This is a genomic window from Portibacter lacus (assembly GCF_021533215.1).
In the GTDB taxonomy this organism is placed as follows: domain Bacteria; phylum Bacteroidota; class Bacteroidia; order Chitinophagales; family Saprospiraceae; genus Portibacter; species Portibacter lacus.
In genome coordinates this window covers 73414-90765 of record NZ_JAJNKA010000006.1, presented here as the reverse complement: position 1 = coordinate 90765, position 17352 = coordinate 73414, and the positions used below count along the sequence as shown (strand labels likewise).

The 17352-nt window shown below is 37.3% G+C and carries 20 protein-coding genes; 11 read left to right on the top strand and 9 right to left on the bottom strand.

All coding sequences use genetic code 11. The annotated features are described in order from the left end of the window. The first annotated feature begins 10 nt into the window (after nt 1-10). Both L2586_RS11535 and L2586_RS11530 read left to right on the top strand, forming a co-directional pair. A complete protein-coding gene (locus tag L2586_RS11535; RefSeq protein WP_235293051.1) occupies nt 11-325 on the top strand; it encodes a thioredoxin family protein in 315 nt (104 codons plus the stop codon). After that, on the top strand, nt 306-563 hold the full coding sequence (locus L2586_RS11530) for a DUF6952 family protein (RefSeq protein WP_235293050.1): 258 nt from the start codon (nt 306-308) through the stop codon (nt 561-563). Before L2586_RS11535 ends, L2586_RS11530 begins: the two co-directional genes overlap by 20 nt. Before the next feature lie 330 nt (nt 564-893). Here the strand turns inward: L2586_RS11530 and L2586_RS11525 are convergent, their stop codons facing one another. Genes L2586_RS11525 through gatC form a run of 3 tightly spaced genes read right to left on the bottom strand, consistent with a single transcriptional unit; the run spans nt 894 to nt 2751 of the window. After that, entirely contained in the window at nt 894-1874 is a 981-nt protein-coding gene (locus L2586_RS11525) for a YpdA family putative bacillithiol disulfide reductase (protein WP_235293049.1), read from the bottom strand. Between the two features lie 6 nt (nt 1875-1880). Further along, nucleotides 1881-2426 carry a cob(I)yrinic acid a,c-diamide adenosyltransferase gene (locus tag L2586_RS11520; protein WP_235293048.1) on the bottom strand — a complete coding sequence of 182 codons (546 nt, stop codon included), beginning with the start codon at nt 2424-2426 and terminating at the stop codon, nt 1881-1883. A gap of 7 nt (nt 2427-2433) precedes the next feature. Continuing rightward, entirely contained in the window at nt 2434-2751 is a 318-nt protein-coding gene (gatC, locus tag L2586_RS11515; RefSeq protein WP_235293047.1) for an Asp-tRNA(Asn)/Glu-tRNA(Gln) amidotransferase subunit GatC, read from the bottom strand. Nucleotides 2752-2836: 85 nt separating this feature from the next. On the opposite strand from gatC, the gene L2586_RS11510 reads away from it, so the two are divergent. Genes L2586_RS11510 through L2586_RS11495 form a run of 4 tightly spaced genes read left to right on the top strand, consistent with a single transcriptional unit; the run spans nt 2837 to nt 7383 of the window. Next, complete coding sequence (locus L2586_RS11510; RefSeq protein ID WP_235293046.1) at nt 2837-3469, top strand: deoxynucleoside kinase; 633 nt, start codon at nt 2837-2839, stop codon at nt 3467-3469. Next, on the top strand, nt 3456-4091 hold the full coding sequence (locus L2586_RS11505; RefSeq protein WP_235293045.1) for a YggS family pyridoxal phosphate-dependent enzyme: 636 nt from the start codon (nt 3456-3458) through the stop codon (nt 4089-4091). Before L2586_RS11510 ends, L2586_RS11505 begins: the two co-directional genes overlap by 14 nt. Next, nucleotides 4088-5716, top strand: coding sequence for an adenine deaminase (gene ade, locus L2586_RS11500; RefSeq protein WP_235293044.1), 1629 nt, complete (start codon nt 4088-4090; stop codon nt 5714-5716). The genes L2586_RS11505 and ade overlap by 4 nt, the downstream gene beginning before the upstream one ends. A 35-nt stretch (nt 5717-5751) precedes the next feature. Beyond that, nucleotides 5752-7383, top strand: a complete 1632-nt coding sequence (locus L2586_RS11495) for an aspartate:alanine exchanger family transporter (protein WP_235293043.1) — start codon at nt 5752-5754, stop codon at nt 7381-7383. Here the strand turns inward: L2586_RS11495 and L2586_RS11490 are convergent. Beyond that, complete coding sequence (locus L2586_RS11490) at nt 7367-9556, bottom strand: FG-GAP-like repeat-containing protein (protein WP_235293042.1); 2190 nt, start codon at nt 9554-9556, stop codon at nt 7367-7369. The two genes, L2586_RS11495 and L2586_RS11490, sit on opposite strands and share 17 nt — an antisense overlap. A gap of 36 nt (nt 9557-9592) precedes the next feature. On the opposite strand from L2586_RS11490, the gene L2586_RS11485 reads away from it, so the two are divergent. Together L2586_RS11485 and L2586_RS11480 are read left to right on the top strand one after the other, a co-directional pair. Beyond that, on the top strand, nt 9593-10669 hold the full coding sequence (locus L2586_RS11485; protein WP_235293041.1) for a Gfo/Idh/MocA family protein: 1077 nt from the start codon (nt 9593-9595) through the stop codon (nt 10667-10669). After that, entirely contained in the window at nt 10666-11802 is a 1137-nt protein-coding gene (locus L2586_RS11480; RefSeq protein ID WP_235293040.1) for a BaiN/RdsA family NAD(P)/FAD-dependent oxidoreductase, read from the top strand. Before L2586_RS11485 ends, L2586_RS11480 begins: the two co-directional genes overlap by 4 nt. Here the strand turns inward: L2586_RS11480 and L2586_RS11475 are convergent. Then, nucleotides 11774-12472 carry an SDR family oxidoreductase gene (locus tag L2586_RS11475; protein ID WP_235293039.1) on the bottom strand — a complete coding sequence of 233 codons (699 nt, stop codon included), beginning with the start codon at nt 12470-12472 and terminating at the stop codon, nt 11774-11776. The genes L2586_RS11480 and L2586_RS11475 overlap by 29 nt on opposite strands. Nucleotides 12473-12512: 40 nt before the next feature. Between L2586_RS11475 and L2586_RS11470 the strand changes: the two genes are divergently transcribed. Both L2586_RS11470 and L2586_RS11465 read left to right on the top strand, forming a co-directional pair. Continuing rightward, on the top strand, nt 12513-13073 hold the full coding sequence (locus L2586_RS11470; protein ID WP_235293038.1) for a TlpA family protein disulfide reductase: 561 nt from the start codon (nt 12513-12515) through the stop codon (nt 13071-13073). After that, a complete protein-coding gene (locus L2586_RS11465) occupies nt 13074-14141 on the top strand; it encodes a hypothetical protein (RefSeq protein WP_235293037.1) in 1068 nt (355 codons plus the stop codon). 3 nt (nt 14142-14144) lie between these two features. On the opposite strand, the gene L2586_RS11460 is transcribed toward L2586_RS11465, so the two are convergent. Next, a complete protein-coding gene (locus tag L2586_RS11460) occupies nt 14145-14672 on the bottom strand; it encodes a hypothetical protein (protein ID WP_235293036.1) in 528 nt (175 codons plus the stop codon). A 117-nt stretch (nt 14673-14789) separates the two neighbouring features. On the opposite strand from L2586_RS11460, the gene L2586_RS11455 reads away from it, so the two are divergent. Beyond that, nucleotides 14790-15248, top strand: coding sequence for a DUF1569 domain-containing protein (locus tag L2586_RS11455; protein ID WP_235293035.1), 459 nt, complete (start codon nt 14790-14792; stop codon nt 15246-15248). 90 nt (nt 15249-15338) lie between these two features. Here L2586_RS11455 and L2586_RS11450 read toward each other — a convergent pair whose 3' ends face one another. From L2586_RS11450 to L2586_RS11440, 3 genes are all read right to left on the bottom strand, one after another. Beyond that, a complete protein-coding gene (locus L2586_RS11450) occupies nt 15339-15500 on the bottom strand; it encodes a hypothetical protein (RefSeq protein WP_235293034.1) in 162 nt (53 codons plus the stop codon). After that, entirely contained in the window at nt 15490-15675 is a 186-nt protein-coding gene (locus L2586_RS11445) for a DUF5060 domain-containing protein (RefSeq protein WP_235293033.1), read from the bottom strand. The genes L2586_RS11450 and L2586_RS11445 overlap by 11 nt, the downstream gene beginning before the upstream one ends. Before the next feature lie 387 nt (nt 15676-16062). Continuing rightward, nucleotides 16063-17310, bottom strand: coding sequence for a DEAD/DEAH box helicase (locus L2586_RS11440; protein ID WP_235293032.1), 1248 nt, complete (start codon nt 17308-17310; stop codon nt 16063-16065). Nucleotides 17311-17352: the final 42 nt, after the last annotated feature.

Here is a 17352-nt window from a genome sequence, read left to right as displayed (position 1 = left end):
AAATAATAAGATGGTACAAGAATTAAATCAAGATAATTTAGACGCAGTTATTGGCGAAAACGAAACAGTTGTTGTTCAATATTCAGCTGGATGGTGTGGAAATTGTAGAATTATGAAGCCAAAGTTCAAGAAGCTAGCTGGTGAAAATAAGGATGCAGCTTTTGTAATCGTTGATGCAGAAAAATTCCCTAACTCTAGGAAGTTTGCCAATGTTGATAATTTACCAACGTTTGCAACATTTAAGAATGGACAATTGGTTAATCAAGTACAGACAAATAAATTTGATTTGTTAAAAAATCTAGTAGATGAAGTTGCCAGTAATTAAGCAGTTGATCAATTTTGCAGCGGAAAAGGATGCGGATTATTTACAAGAAACCATCGAGACGCTAGAATCTGTAACGGAGGTGGAAACGTTAAAAGATGAAGAATTAGATGTCATCGGTGAGTTGTTGTCTAATCTTTATGGTGCAATGGAAGTGCAGAGCGAAATTGAAAAAGGAGCAACGCAGAAAGATGCATTGAATGGATTTATGAAGCGAGTGTTAGGATCGATAGATAAATAATCCATATAGATTTTGTTATTTGAATAAATGAACGAGGCTGGTCAATTGTGATTAGCCTCGTTTTTTCTTGTAATGACCCTCGAATTTCAGTGCGAGACTTTCGTCAATCTCATCGTTACAAAGCTGTACTTCCACTAGGACTTATATTTCTTTCATTAAATCAATACCCATAGGACCTCGTACTTCAGTGCGAGACTTTAGTCATTGTGATCGCTACAAAGCTGTACAAATTTGTATGCTGAATTGAACTTCAACTTCTAACTGAACTGTTAAATGGACCTCGTATTTCAGTGCGAGAAATTCAACTATCAATCTCCACATTTAGTGGTATTAAACCACCTCAGCATGTTCCCTTTTCTTTACAATATCAGAAATAATCTTTTCCCCATGATCCCGCGTATTCTCAATGAATAGCTTATTCGTTCTTAATCCAGCACAAATAACACCAGCCACATAAACTCCTGGAATATTGGATTCTAAAGACTCATCATTATGAGCAGGAACACAGTTTTCTTCCGTATTCACCTCTAGCCCAAGCTTCCTCAGAAAATTGTAATCAGGGAGATATCCAGTCATGGCTAAAACGAAATCATTTTTAATCTCTATTTCTCCTTCTGGAGTTACCAATATAACACTGCCGTCTTTTATCTCCTTTACCGTCGTATTAAAATATGCTTTTATTGATCCTTCCTTTATTCGATTCTCAATATTCGGTCGAATCCAATACTTCACCTTTGCATATAAATCATCACCTCTCACCGCCATGGTTACATTAGCGCCCTTATAATGACATTCTAAAGCCACATCACATGCAGAATTTGCAGCGCCGATTACCAAAACATCCATACCGATATATACATGAGGATCATCGTAGTAATGCTTCACTTTCGGAAGTTGTTCTCCTGGGATGTCAAGCAATCGGGGTGTATCATAATATCCAGTAGATACGATGATATTCGCACTCGAATATTGACCTTTATTAGTAACCACATCGAAACCGGCTTCCTTTTCAGCAATATTCTTTACTTCCTCCAGAAGATGGATATTCATATCAAAGGTCTCTACAATTCTCCGATAATACTCCAATGCTTCTCTTCGAGTCGGCTTATCACCATGTGAGATGAAAGGAATACCTCCTATTTCTAGCACTGGAGAAGTTGAAAAAAACGTCATATTTATCGGAAAGTGATAAATGGAATTAACCAAAACACCTTTCTCTATAATGAGGTATGATAAATTTTCCTTATGAGCTGCTATAGCACAATTAAGTCCTGTCGGACCTCCACCAATAATAATTACATCGTAATCCATTAAAGCTTATTTTTTAGGCCTCCATATGGTTTCTTCTACTCCCGTTTCTACTGCAATATAACGAGAGAGAACAAAAAAGTAATCCGAAAGCCGATTCAAGTATTTCTTTATTAAAGGATTTATCTCTTCAGATTGTTCTAGCGTAACCACTCTTCTTTCCGCCCGACGTGAAATAGTTCTGCAAATATGACTAGAACTTATCGCTGCGCTTCCTGATGGCAATATAAAATTCTTCAGCGGTGCTAGTTTTTTCTCCATTCGATCTATCTCTACCTCTATATCTTCAATGTCTGATTCACTAATGATAGGAATATCAAAATTCTGATCAGAAGGCATCGACAACATTGAACCCATTATAAATATCTCATTCTGGATCTTGACTAAGAATGACCTAACTGATTGAATATCTTGACTTGATATCAACTGACCAATAAATGCATTTAACTCATCTGTAGTACCATAAGCTTCTATTCGTAAGCTGTCTTTCGAAACACGCTTACCTCCGAATAGTCCTGTTTCACCAGCATCACCTGTTTTAGTATATATTTTCACAGCTTACTTATTTTATGTCAATGACTTTAGGAACAGAAATATATGGCGCTGAAGATGAAGGAGCATTTCTTAAAGCTTCTTCATTTGTAATTTCATTTCGCGCGACATCCTCCCTTAGCACATTGACATCTTCATTAACATGCATCAGCGGTTCTACATTAGAAGTATCCACTTCTTGTATCTTATCAACCATCTGCAATATATTCCCAAGATCTTTTTTCATGATCTCACGTTCCGCTTCTGAAAGCGAAAGTTTAGAAAGGTGCTCTAACTTATTGATTAATTCATCATTAATTTCCATTCCGTAAAAGTAATCAAATTTCAAAAGTTATCCACATCGTAACAATCTGTTCTGTTTTCATATGTCGAGTTTCTACACAAATTGTATTTTAGCGCCCTTACATTGAATTATGGAAAAGAAACAAATCAAGCACGTCGCTATTGCAGGAAATATTGGAGCTGGAAAAACCACGCTTTCTGAAAAATTAGCAAAACATTACGGATGGGAAGTGCACTACGAAGACACCAATACGAATCCGTACTTAAGCGATTTCTACAATGACATGCAGAGATGGTCATTTAATCTTCAGATTTATTTCTTGAACAGTCGGTATCAGCAACTCATCGAAATAAAGAATGGTAACAAAACAGTTATCCAGGATAGGACGATATACGAAGATGCTTACATTTTCGCTCCGAATCTTCATGATATGGGCTTAATGGCAAAACGTGATTTCGAAAACTATTTCACCTTGTTTAGAACCATGGCTGACCAAGTAGGCGCTCCAGATTTAATGATCTACCTGAAAGCTTCTATTTCTACTCTTGTTTCCCACATCCAAACGAGGGGGCGAGATTATGAAGGAAATATGAGCCTTGATTATCTGAAACGTCTTAACGACAAATATGAACGTTGGATTTCAAACTATACCAACGGTAAATTGTTAGTCATCGAAACAGACAACATGGATTTCAAAAACAATCCTGAAGATTTCGGAAAGATTATTAACATGGTAGACAGTGAGTTATATGGATTATTTTAAAGAATTATCTCAACTGAAAGCTACCCTAGTCGCCGTTTCTAAAACAAAACCTGAAAGTGCGATTGAAGACCTTTACCATAAAGGTCAAAGAATATTTGGAGAAAACAGAGTTACTGAATTAGTAGAAAAACATAAGCATCTTCCCAAAGATATAGAATGGCACTTTATTGGCCACTTACAATCTAAAAAAACTAAAGACATTGCTCCCTTTGTCCATATGATCGAGTCAGCAGATAGTTTCAAACTTTTAGGAATTATTGATCAAGAAGCTGCTAAGAATAACAGAAAGATAAATGTTTTGCTTCAACTTAAGATTGCGAAGGAAGAAACAAAATATGGATTTGAATTTGATGATTTAGTAAAGCACCTTGACGTACAGAAGTATCCTAACCTTAATTTCAAAGGTGTAATGGGAATGGCGACATTCACAGAAGATACGGATCAAGTAAGAAACGAATTCAAAAACTTAGTGCTCTATAACAACGAAATAAAGGCAACCCACTTTAAAAACGATCCCGGATTTAATGAAATTTCCATGGGCATGTCAGGAGACTACAAGATTGCCATAGAAGAAGGCAGTACAATGATTAGAATCGGTAGTTTATTATTCGGAGCAAGATGAAAATAAAAGGACAAATTGTTGACGTTGTAGCATCTAGGATTTTTCCTGGAGAAATCACCATCGAAAGTGGTCAGATTAAAAACATTCAAGAACTTCAGAACGCACCGAAGCGCTACATCATCCCTGGGTTTGTCGATGCACATGTTCACATAGAAAGTTCTATGCTTATTCCATCTGAATTTGCAAGAATGGCAGTTTGTCACGGAACTATTGCGACCGTTTCTGATCCACATGAAATCGGAAATGTATTAGGAAAAGAAGGCGTTCGGTTCATGATTGATAATGGATTAGAAACACCTTTCAAGTTTTGTTTCGGAGCACCATCTTGTGTTCCTGCAACATCTTTCGAAACAGCAGGTGCTGAAATAGATTTGTCAGACTTAGAAGAAATCCTAAGCTGGCCAGAAGTGAAATATCTAGCGGAAATGATGAATTATCCAGGAGTGCTCCATAGAGACCCGCTGGTCATGGATAAAATAAATCTTGCGCTGAAGTTAAATAAATCGGTGGATGGACACGCACCTGGCTTAAGAGGTAAGGATGCGAAACAATACATATCTGCTGGCATCTACACCGATCATGAATGCTTTACGAAAGACGAAGCTTTAGACAAATTGAAGTTCGGCATGAAAATTCTTATCCGAGAAGGTAGCGCAGCGAAAAACTTCAATGCACTCTGGGAATTAATCGATGAATTTCCTGATCAGATCATGCTTTGTTCTGATGACAAGCATCCCAACGATCTAGCGAAAGGCCACATTAACCAACTAGCAATGAGAGCAGTCGCTAATGGCTGCAATATCATGAATGTCCTTAAAGCTTGCTCATTAACACCAGTCCAGCATTATAAAATCGATATGGGCTTACTACAAGTTAATGATGCTGCTGACTTCTGTATTGTCGAAGACTTAGTCAATTTCAAAGTGAATGCAACCTATATCAACGGTGAAAAGGTGGCGGAAAATGGTCAATCTTTCATTCCAAGTGTTGAATCAGACATCATTAATAATTTCAATTGCGCTCCTATACAGGTTAAGCAGATTCAACTTGCAGATAAAAGACTTCCCGTTAAGATTATTAAAGTAGAAGATGGGCAACTGGTTACTAAGAAAATAATTGACCAAGTATTAAACAATAACGGCCAGCTAAGTCCTGATCTATCAAAAGATTACCTTAAGATGGTTGTAGTGAATAGGTACCATACAGCTCCACCTGCAATCGGCTTTGTTCATGGCTTCGGTATAAAAGAAGGTGCCATTGCTTCCTGCGTTGCTCATGACTCTCATAATATTATTGCAGTGGGTACGAATGACGAATCCATAGTCACCGCAATTAACCTAATCATAGAGTCTAAAGGTGGTGTTTCATTGGCCTCTGCTAAATCTACAGCAGTGCTTCCGCTTCCTATCGCAGGTATTATGTCTAGTGAAGATGGCTATCTTGTTGCAGACAAATATGAAAAAATAGACCAGGAGGCAAAACAATTAGGATCTTCATTGGTTTCTCCCTTCATGACTTTATCATTCTGTGCGTTATTAGTCATTCCAGAATTAAAATTAAGTGATAAAGGACTCTTTGATTCAGGTCCTTTTAACATCACTGATCTTTATTCTAGCCAAATTTAATTTTTTCACCTGTTTTTTAGTCGTAAGTTTGCGGTATGAAAATATTCGTTGAGAATCCTTTATTACTATTGTTCATTGTAGCTGCTATAGGCTATGCAATAGGGAACATTAAGGTAAAAGGGATTAATTTTGGAGTATCAGGAGTTTTATTCGTAGGCTTATTTTTCGGTGCTCTGAATCCAGAAATCAAGATTCCACAAATCATTGTACTGCTTGGACTTGTAGTTTTCGTATACACGGTGGGACTTCAGAGTGCTACAGGATTCTTTAGAGCCTTTAAGCTAAGAGGTTTCAAAGACATGATCTTCATAGCTTGCATGCTAATTATTTCCGCGATCCTAGTATATGGTGTTTACCATTTCTTAGACTTAGATAAAGCCATGGCTGCTGGTATCTTTGCAGGTGCAACAACGAATACTCCTGCATTAGCCTCCATTATTGATATCATCAATAACAAAGTAACAGACCCAACTCTAGCTTCTTTATACAACGAAAATGTGGTAGTCGGTTACTCCATTGCCTACCCTATGGCTATAATTGGTATTCTCTTCTCATTAGTTGTTTTCCAAAAAATATTTAAGGTCAATTTTAAAGAAGAAGCCAAGAAGCTTAAGAGAGATTATCCAGTGGAAAGAAATACTACGAATGCGAGTGTAATCATTGCAAATCCAGACATCTACGGCAAGTCCATTCGAGATCTGATGAAAAAGTATTCTTGGAATATCGTATTCGGAAGGATAAAGAGTTCAGATGTTACTAGCCTAACCTCATGGAACACGATTCTAAATGAGGGCGATGAAATTATGATCGTCGGTGATGAAGAAGACTTAGAAGGTGTCATCCCAATCCTCGGACATGAAAATGAGCATAAAATATCATTCGAAACTTCACAATATACCCAAAGACGAATTTTCGTTTCCAATCCAAAGGTAGCTGGAAAGTCTATTGCTTCTTTGAATTTGACAGAGCATTACAATATGATTGTTACCCGAGTAAGGCGAGGAGACATCGACCTTATTGCAAGTAATGATACGGTGATAGAAATGGGTGATAGAGTTCGGATCGTATGCCAGCGAAAAGATGTAGAAGAAATTTCAACCATTTTTGGCGATTCATATGATCAGATAAGTCATGTCAATTTATTTTCTTTTGGACTAGGAATTACGATCGGACTACTAATCGGAATGCTTGAAATTAGCTTTCCTGGTGGTTTCACTTTTTCCCTAGGTTATGCGGGTGGTCCATTGGTCGTTTCTATTATCCTAGGTGGATTACGAAGGACAGGACCGATTCTGTGGGTTCTTCCCTATAGTGCGAATCTAACACTAAGGCAATTTTCTCTCATTCTATTGCTTGCAGGCATAGGAATCAATTCAGGAAATAGTTTCATTTCTACCTTTTCAAGTGGAAATGGTCTACAGATTTTCGGGGCTTCGCTCCTAGTCGTTATCGTTTCTACGGCCTTATTATTAATCATCGGATATCGTATCCTTAAGATCCCATTTTCGATTCTATCTGGAATGGCAGCAAATCAACCAGCAGTCTTAGATTTTGCAAATGATCGAGCAGGAAACAAACTTCCGAACATTGGATATACAACGATTTTGCCAGTAGCGCTCATCTTGAAAATTCTAATTGCTCAATTTCTATTTACCTTCCTAACTTGATGAATTTTACAATTTCATTTTTCGTATGTAGGTAGTAAAAACCTGCCTCATAAGAGGTTACATTTATCTCTGACACATTACCACTCAAGACCTCTACCAACTGACCTAAGTTATTGTAAATATGTACATTAGACTGGGAAGGCTCAATAAACAATTGAGATCTTACAGGATTAGGATACACACTTAAAGCTGAAGGTTTTGCACTTGGTTTCTTAGATGATATTTCTCCAGAAACTTGTACTACTGTATTAAAGAAATTTAAGCCTCCTCTCTCATTTCCTGTTACCATTTCTAGGTAACCATCATTATCGATATCTGCTACATCAATGGTCATACGCCTGCCATAATATTGACCTAATAAATCAGAAAATAGCAATTCGTAAGGTTCATCTTCTTTCACTTCATAGACGGCAATTCGTCCTGTTTCATTTCCAACAAACAATAACATCTGATCACCATTTCTATAAAACTTTGGCGTAGCTGATACTCTACTAACACCAGCGTCTTTAACATTGACCGCTCCTAAACCTAGAACAGCACTATCATTCGAAAATTCAGGAGAACCCACAGATCCTTCATTCGGAAAATACTTAAAAGAACCTATGCTTTCTGGTAATGAATACGAATTCCTACCTCCCACAATGATATCACCGAGACCATCATCATTAATATCTGCAATCGTTGCTTTAGTGGTGTTATTCTTTGCATCCAACATCTTATAATCGAAGATCGGGTTTGCAAATGAGACTGGATTCCCTACTCCAGCTGTATTCTCCAGGTAAATAAAGTCACCACTTAAAGTACCCAGAATCATATCTAGATCTAAATCTCCATCCAGATCGCCGAAACTTGGGGAATAAGACTTATCAAAATCAGAGAATGCAAGAAAATCTAAATAGTTATCATCAACTAATTCATAGACCGGAATATCAATTGTTCCTTTGTTCTCGAATAAAAACAGCCTCGTCTGTGCGCCGCCATCTATGCCGATTAATCCATAAGATCCGACGACAATATCCAATAATCCATCTCCATTATGATCAATAAACCCAGGATGTGAATCAGTCCCCAGATCTACACTCTCCCCGACTAACCAATCCTCGCGCTGTAATTTAAACTTGGAATCCACATTACGATAATATGAAATTTGATTCGTATTCGTCCCAAATTGCGAATTAGGTGCAGTCAAAATATCTTGCGCGCCATCTTGATCTACATCTACAATAAAACTCCCAACAAATATTTGCTGATCTACTGGCACATCATCACTTGGAAAGTCAACCTCTTTAAAAGTAGCGAAAGCATCATCAACAGTCCCCCCATTTTCTACATAGATCAGATTAGAACTACTCACTTCGCCGATTAGCAAATCTTGCACCCCATCTCCATTTTTATCAAATACGGTTACTGTAATTCCTTCATGCCTTGTAGAAGCGGTTTCAGATCCTAATGGTATTGCGCATGATTCATTATCCGCATTAAGCTTAATATCTGGAATCAAACCACCTTCATAAAAATTACCCCAGCAATCGTCTACTCTTTCGAAAACTAAACTATCTAACCCATATCCACGCTCGAGGGACATGTTCTTAAAGTAATACATATATCCTCCAGAAGGCTGAAATCCTAGAATATCTACATCTCCATCACCATCTACATCTCTGATGCCTGGTATTCCGTTATTTCCCACATACAATTGCTTGTGATCTCCATTTCGCTCATAGTAAATGATATTATAAGGCCCATTCGGATGATTATATGCCGTGAATTTCAACTTACCATCTTCTCTGCTTCCTATAAAAACCTCCACACCTGTCACTGGATCCGTCACTCCACAAGTAAATAAATCATCTACACCATCACCATTAAAGTCCCGAACTTTCACCCAGCAAGGAATCGCAGGAAACGCTTCTTCATATTCCGGTGCATATCGATACTTGAATTCATTAGATTCATCATACACGAATGTCCTAATTACACTACCCTTTCGATCAAAGACCATTAGATCAAGCATCCCGTCATCATTCAGGTTAATTTGCTGAATCTGTGGAGATTCAAAACCGCCAGTTAAGGGATTTAGATAATTGGTAAACTCAACTTCTAATGGAAGATTGTTCTGTCCTAAGAGACTAAAAACAAATAGCGTAGATAAGATTGTAAATATGTTTCTCATATGCTTAATTAACGGCTAAAGTTAAAAAATAGTTTTTTGAACAATTATTTATATTTTGGGCAAATGAATGAGTTGAAAAAAATAAAAGTTTTAGTCGTCGGCGTTGGTAATATGGGAAAGTCTCATGCAATCTCTTACTTTAACAATGATGGATTCGAATTAGTCGGGCTTGTGGCACGATCAGATGAGGCGAAAAATAAACTGTCAGCGGAACTAGGAGGCGTTGCGACTTTTTCCGATTATAAGGAGGCCATAAAAACGACTAAGCCAGATGCCGTTTCTATTAATACCTATCCAGACACCCATGAAGAAATTGCATTATTTAGCATCGAGAATAATGCACACATTTTTCTAGAAAAGCCAATGGCAACTACAGTAGAAGGCGCTGAAAAAATTAAGAAGGCAGCTGATCAGAATAGTAAAAAAGTAGTCATCGGCTATATTCTTAGGCACCATCCTTCATGGACTAAGTTTATAACATTGGCACAGAAACTTGGTAAGCCACTAGTTATGCGGATGAATCTTAATCAACAATCCTACGGTGACTTATGGAATACCCATAAGATGCTCATGGCCTCGATGTCACCGATCGTAGATTGTGGTGTCCATTACGTGGATATCATGTGCCAGATGACTAAAAGTCAACCTATCAAAGTGTATGCAAGTGGGGTTAACTTAACTTCGGAGATAGACCCGAATATGTACAATTACGGAATGCTCCAAGTCACCTTCGCGGATGGATCTATCGGATGGTATGAGTCAGGATGGGGACCGATGATGAGCAAAACGGCATATTTTGTTAAAGATGTCATCGGACCTGAAGGAAGCGTCAGCATTATAGAACCTGAAACCAAGAGTTCCGACATAGAAGATCATGTGAAAACTTCTCAACTCCTCTTTCACCATACAGACGGTGAAAAATTGGATGAATATATTAATACAGAGACTGAACCTAATCATCAAGAACTTTGTGACCTCGAGCAAGCTTTCTTCCTTCAAGCCATTCGAGAGAATGTAAACTTGGATGAGCATCTAAATGACGCCATTAATAGTCTTAAAATTGTGCTTGCAGCTGATACTTCAGTCCGTGAAGGTAGAATAGTAGAATTGTGAAAAGTGTCGCAATTATAGGCGGAGGACCCGCAGCAATGGCACTTGGATGTTTTCTAGACACCAGCAAATATGCGGTTACTATTTATGAGAAGAATAAAGCCTTAGGCCGCAAATTTCTCGTCGCTGGAAAGGGTGGATTTAATCTCACTCATGGTATGCCTGTGGATCTGCTGATTCAGCAATATACACCTAGAGGTTTTCTAGATCAAGCACTTCGAAATTTCACTAATGAAGATTTCAGAGCTTGGTTACTAAAAATAGGGATTCCAACTTTCGAAGGTTCAAGCAATCGAATATTTCCTGAGAAAGGAATTAAACCTATCGAAGTGCTAAGGGCAATACTAACTCGTTTAGAGCAAAATAAGGTTCGAATAGAATATGGCGTTGAATGGAAAAATAACATCGAAGCAGATATCGTCGTTTATGCATTAGGCGGAGCCAGCTGGTCAGTAACAGGGTCAGATGGGAAGTGGACGAAGTACTTTGACAACATCATACCATTCAAGTCTGCGAATTGTGCTTTCGAAGTAAAATGGGACAAAGATCTACTTTCATTCATAGAAGGTAAACCATTGAAAAACATATCAATACAATGTAATAACATAGAAATTAAAGGTGAAGTTGTTTTAACTAAATTTGGTATAGAAGGAAATGCAATTTATGCACATAGCCAGCGAATTCAAGAGCAATTACTTATTGGAAATGCGAGTATTTACATTGACCTGAAAACCCACCTAAGCCAGTCAGAAGTATTAGAAAAACTAAAATCTTCCTCAGAAAAAAATGTAGCTAACAAACTTAAGAGAGATATAAAATTGAGCAAAACAGCGATCAACTTGCTCAGAAACAAGCTCACAAAAGAAGAATGGACTCAGTCCGACATCCTTGCCGGTTTCATTAAAAAACTGCCAATTCAGATTGTATCTGCAGCACCCATAGAAGAAGCGATTTCTACGACAGGGGGAATTCATGTTAAAGATTTAGATGAGCATTTTCAGCTTCGTGCAAAGCCTAGCCATTATTGTGTCGGTGAAATGGTAGACTGGAATGCACCTACTGGCGGTTTTCTTCTCCAAGCCTGCTTCAGTATGGGACATTTTCTTGCTACCAATTTAAACGCTTCCCATCTTTAAAAAAGCCACCATGCGGGCCATCATCAGGAATGGTCACTGCCCATACAATACTTTCAGCTCCTTCAGCAATACTCCGATCAGCATCTTCACCGCCCATATCTGTTCGTACCCATCCAGGAGAAACTGCATTAATCAACACCCCACTCCCTTTAGCTTGGCCAGCAAGCTTAATCGTCAGCATGTTTAGCGCTGCTTTAGAAATACTATATCCAGGCGTTCCTATTTCTTCATTGGTTAATGATCCAGCTCCGCTTGACACATTGACAATTCTGCCAAATCCATTCTTCTCCATTAGTGGGTAGAATTTCTGGGCCATTTCCCATGGTCCGAAGAGATTCACCATCATCGTTTTATGGCATTCTTGTAGATCCGCATTCATTGCATTCTGCCAAGTATCATAATTAATTCCAGCATTATTGACAAGCACATCTAATTTTCCGAATTTTGTGTTCACCCAGTCGAAACATCTATTAATACTTTCGCTAGAGCTTACATCTAACTGCTGGAAGTACAGCTTATTTTTGTCAATGTCTAATTCTTCTATTGCTTCCTGCCCTTTCACCTGATCCCGACTCGTTAGAATGACGGTATATCCTAGTTGAAGTAATTTTTTCACGACGCCTAAGCCAAGTCCTCTGTTTGCGCCGGTCACTAATGCAATTTGGTCCATAAGTTGTATATTTGTTATTGTAATAACAAAATGAATTGATATGTTCAAGATTATAATAGGTATTCTGGTTGTTGGGTCTATGATTGCTGCAGGAAATATGTATTCTAACAAAGCTGATGATGTAGAATTTGTAACAAGTACAGATAGTCTAGGACAGTTTGTCGAGAATCTAGATTTCGGGGCGACACTGTATAATGGAACGCATGAAGACATTGTGGAGTTGCTAGACGCACTTAAGTCCAAATACCAAGGAAAGGCAGTGATATTAGACTTATGGGGCACATTTTGTGGACCATGTTTATCGGATTTCAAGAATAGCCCTGCCAAGAAAAAAGAACTGCTAGAAATGGATGTCCACGTGGTCTATTTGTGTGCTGGTATGAGTTCAAATGCTAATGAGTGGAAGAAAATCATCAAGCGAGATAAGCTAGTCGGGGATCATATATACTTAGATCGTAGATTAAGTATGGCGTATCGGGAACATTTTGGAATAAGAAATTATCCGAACTATATATTACTAGACACAAAGGGTGAATTCAAGCAAAACATCATTTCTGCAGTCGGTGACATTTCTATTGAGCGATTCAAGGAACATATATAGGTGGGTGACTTAGCACATGCAACCCTTAATTTTTATGGCTGGTGGCAAGCAGTTACTTGTTGTTTTGCATTTCTTGCTTTAATGTCAATTTGGTGGCACTTAGGACGACTGAAAAACGATTACAGCCAGATATGGCTTGCACTTTCCGTACTTTGCTGGTCATTAACAGGAGTAGCAGAGATTCTCTTTTCAATCGGAGTTTTCGAGGATGCACAAATTTTAAATGGATTAGCTAGCATATTTTCTCTTGCGAATAGCTTTTTTATTCTCCTATCACTTCCCTGGTTCAAGTATATTCCTGAGCGAATCAAACCGATTATCAAGTCTAAATACTGGATTTATATCATCGGATTACCTTTTGTATTTTCTATCCTTCCGACTTTGAGCAAGATGATGAGATCGTCTTCTTATGGATTAATGAGTGAGCTAGATGTATATTATTCTATCTTGACCCTAGCTTTTCTAGGTTGGGTGCTATGGGAGTCATTTGCTAAAAGAAGATTAAAACTACTAGCTTGGTTATCCGTCGCATGCATCGTCATTACTTTCGCAGCTCAAGTATACAAACTAACTGGAAATGAACTAGATATGCGTTTATTTTCTGCGATATTTAAAAGTACATTGATCATGCTATTCTTTGCACTGGCTTTAAGTTGGGTGAAAGATTTATCTGAAAAAGTTGTCGCTATTCCCGGAGCTTTTAAAATTTTCATAAAGGATAAAAGTGTTAAACTAGATGGCTATCCTGGAAAATCAGAAGTTCAGTTTATGCTTAGTAATGCTCCATATGAATTGCTACTTACATTTGCCAATGCGAAAAAGGAAAAAGACGGATGGTTAGAAATTAAGCCCAAGAGTGACCGCAGAAATGAGAATCAATATGCCATCAAGGATCACAATGAAATCAAGCGATTAACACATGCGATGTTGGATGGAATTTATGGTAAAAATAACTGGACGAAGGAGCAACATGAAATTCCATTTAAGAAGTCATTCTATGAAACATCTGCGGAAGCGGCAAGGAAGATTAGACTGTTAATTCCTGCGGAGAATATTACGATCGGATAAGTGCTATTTCCTTCTCTGTAAAGTCAGAATGATCCTTTCATTATTGGTAGATATAAAATTTACAAGATTCTTATTTTCAATATTCATATACATATTTTGCCAAAACAAATCTGAGAATTCAATCAAATTTGTCAATTCCGTATTTACCGGAAAAATCCCACTTCCTTTTGTTCTAAAATAAGCCATAACCAGTTCATCTCCAGCTGTAAATAATCGTTCTATCTTAAAAGTCTCTGAACTACCCAAAGCAATAATATGACAATCGATTCCGACACCGTTTCCTCCTCCGTTCAGGGCTAAAGTATCCATTTCAAATTCAGGAATTAATATGCTGCCTAAATCATAAAAAGTAGTATCCGAGGGATATACTTCATCTTTTTCATGGTTTTTATAAACGCCATTAAATTCAAATGATAAAATATCCCATTCTCCAGGTAAAATATCTTCCACAAGAGCTTCCAGTTGTCTTTGTTCCCGATTACAACTTAGGCTTATCATCAAAATTAAAAATACGTAAAGTCCTATTTTCATTACTATAATGTCAGACTGCAAGATACTAATATCATTAGCGGGCTAATTATAAAAGATGAAAATTAATATTTGATTAACTTTTGTTTCTGTACTTTTATCCAAACAAATATGAAACCTATGACGATTAGAAATCTTTTTGCACAGGACGGGCTAGACGAAACTTTAGAAAGAATATCAAATTTGACTCCAGAAACCAAACCACAATGGGGTAAGATGGATGTTGCACAGATGTTAGCTCATTGCAATGTTGCATATGATATGGCGCTTACCGCTAAGTATCCTATTTCTGGAAAGTTTAAAACGTTCATGATTTCACTTTTAGCTAAAAAAGCAGTCGTTGGTCCTAAGCCTTATCCAAAAAATTCTAGAACAGCACCTGACTTTTTAATTACAGATGAAAGGGAGTATGAGAAGGAAAAAGCAGCTTTGATCGCTAATCTAAAGAAAACGCATGAATTAGGTTCGAAACATTTCGACGGCAAGACTTCTGTATCATTCGGTAATCTGAGCACCGACGAATGGAACGTTTTATTTTCTAAACATTTAGACCATCATTTGACACAGTTTGGTGTTTAAATTTCGTTTTTTTTATTCATCCAGAAATATTCAAACTACTAAACACACTAGAAGGCAGGCATTTTTCTTATCTATGAAAAATACTTAAAACTATTCCAGATCTGTATTTACGAATCTTACTGGTAAGGAAGGCAAAATTTTTAAGATACCATAATTCTCAAATTGACCATCGAACTCTACCCCATCCAAACTTAGAATGTGATTATTAATCAGCTTACCTTTAATCTTAAGATCCTCCAATTTAATTACCACTCGCTGCTCTAGTTTCACTTGCATTACCATCGGATGCGTAATAGCCTGGAACTTTGTAAGTTATACTTCCTTTTGTAAATGTTACTTCTAATCGGTAATCTGAAAAAGGATTCGGAGTGGACGTTTCACTGGTTTCTGGACCATCGAACTGGAGGGTAACCTTATGCCATTTCATTAATTCCCCTATTATATTAGGGTTTTGGCCTTTAAGAAAAGGACTTAGTAATAACGACAAACTAAATAAAAGAAATTTGGGATCCATATTAATATACGACTAGTGTTAGTAATATGGTAAAAATGTAATTCTAGATCTTGAATTTGATTCTGTAATATATTATATGTCTTGGTTGACCATATAGATGTTATAAAATGTCTTCTCTGCACTATGAAACCACGAAGATGAGCATGATCTTAAGCCTAACATTTAGAAATAAAAGCTAATTATGGCTATCTAATTTTCCAAAAAACACAAAAGATTAAAGTCCCTTTGATTAGAATAGCTTCATCTTTCCAACTTAAAAATGCATTGCTCAATACCCACATAATGCTTTAAAACCCCAACCTACTTCTTCTTTCGTTTTTTCTTCTTTCTGTTATCATCGAAAGAATTGATCTCATCCATCAAAGTCTTGTAATCATTTTTACGTTCTAGGTCCACATGCAATGTATCTTCATAATCATTGAGATCAACAGTAAGTACCTTGATTTCTTTATGGATAAAACCCTGAATTTCTTCTAATATTTTCACTTCTTCTGGCGAGCAAAATGTATAAGCAAAACCTTTATTATTCGCTCGGCCTGTCCGCCCTACTCTATGAACATAATTCTCCGATTCATCAGGAAGATCATAATTCACAACAATCTCTACATTCGGAATATCAATTCCTCTTGCTGCAACATCCGTAGCAATCACTAATTTTATATCTCCGTTCTTAAACTTATTTAACACATCTAATCTCTCTTCCTGCTCCTTTTCGCCATGAATCGTTAAAGCTTTAATGCCAGCTCTTTCCATTGCCTTCATTACTCTTTCGGCTCTAACCCTTGTTCTCACGAAAGCAAGAATTTTAGCATCTGGATTTTCCCTCACGACCCTTTCTAGAAAGAATCGCTTATGATCCATATCCACATACATGACCGAATGATCTACTTTCTTGGCAACTGGATCCTTAGGAGACAGTTGAATCCTAATTGCATTCTGCCTCACTAGAGAATAAGCTATTTTCTTAATCTTGTCATTAATGGTAGCTGAGAAGAATAACGTCTGCTTTCTTTTCGGTAGCTTTCTGATGAGATCTTCTATATCCTTGATAAACCCCAGATCTAACATGTGATCTGCCTCATCAAGCACGAGAATTTCGATGTGATGGGTCAGCAAAGCTCCTTGGCTAATGAGATCGAATACTCTTCCTGGTGTCGCGATAATTATATCTATCCCTTTGTAGAGTTTCATAATCTGAGGATCTTGGTCTACACCTCCGATTAATGCCATGGTCTTCAAGGTTGTATATTTTGCGATTTTCTCAAAAACCTCATGAATTTGTAATGCTAATTCATGTGTCGGAACTAGAACTAAGCAATTCACATCTGACGCCCGACGCTGATTAATCTTCTTTTCATACAGTTTATCGATAAGTGGAATAGCAAAAGCCGCAGTTTTCCCAGTCCCTGTTTGTGCAACAGCAAGTAAATCTTCCCCTTTTAAAATATTTGGAATTGATTTATACTGTATATCCGTAGGTCGTTTATAGCCTAGTTCAGAAAGTGCTTTCTTTATTTTTGGATTAAAATGGTATTCGTCAAACTTCATAATTGCGAAGATACTTGAAATGTGATTGTCTCAAAACATGTT

Coding starts and splice junctions, on each gene's coding strand:
- L2586_RS11455 (WP_235293035.1), top strand. CDS start 14,790: ATGACGATTAGAAATCTTTTTGCACAGGACGGGCTAGACGAAACTTTA.
- L2586_RS11470 (WP_235293038.1), top strand. CDS start 12,513: ATGTTCAAGATTATAATAGGTATTCTGGTTGTTGGGTCTATGATTGCT.
- L2586_RS11445 (WP_235293033.1), bottom strand. CDS start 15,675: ATGAAATGGCATAAGGTTACCCTCCAGTTCGATGGTCCAGAAACCAGT.
- L2586_RS11535 (WP_235293051.1), top strand. CDS start 11: ATGGTACAAGAATTAAATCAAGATAATTTAGACGCAGTTATTGGCGAA.
- L2586_RS11495 (WP_235293043.1), top strand. CDS start 5,752: ATGAAAATATTCGTTGAGAATCCTTTATTACTATTGTTCATTGTAGCT.
- L2586_RS11510 (WP_235293046.1), top strand. CDS start 2,837: ATGGAAAAGAAACAAATCAAGCACGTCGCTATTGCAGGAAATATTGGA.
- L2586_RS11525 (WP_235293049.1), bottom strand. CDS start 1,874: ATGGATTACGATGTAATTATTATTGGTGGAGGTCCGACAGGACTTAAT.
- L2586_RS11475 (WP_235293039.1), bottom strand. CDS start 12,472: ATGGACCAAATTGCATTAGTGACCGGCGCAAACAGAGGACTTGGCTTA.
- ade (WP_235293044.1), top strand. CDS start 4,088: ATGAAAATAAAAGGACAAATTGTTGACGTTGTAGCATCTAGGATTTTT.
- L2586_RS11505 (WP_235293045.1), top strand. CDS start 3,456: ATGGATTATTTTAAAGAATTATCTCAACTGAAAGCTACCCTAGTCGCC.
- L2586_RS11490 (WP_235293042.1), bottom strand. CDS start 9,556: ATGAGAAACATATTTACAATCTTATCTACGCTATTTGTTTTTAGTCTC.
- L2586_RS11530 (WP_235293050.1), top strand. CDS start 306: ATGAAGTTGCCAGTAATTAAGCAGTTGATCAATTTTGCAGCGGAAAAG.
- L2586_RS11440 (WP_235293032.1), bottom strand. CDS start 17,310: ATGAAGTTTGACGAATACCATTTTAATCCAAAAATAAAGAAAGCACTT.
- L2586_RS11460 (WP_235293036.1), bottom strand. CDS start 14,672: ATGAAAATAGGACTTTACGTATTTTTAATTTTGATGATAAGCCTAAGT.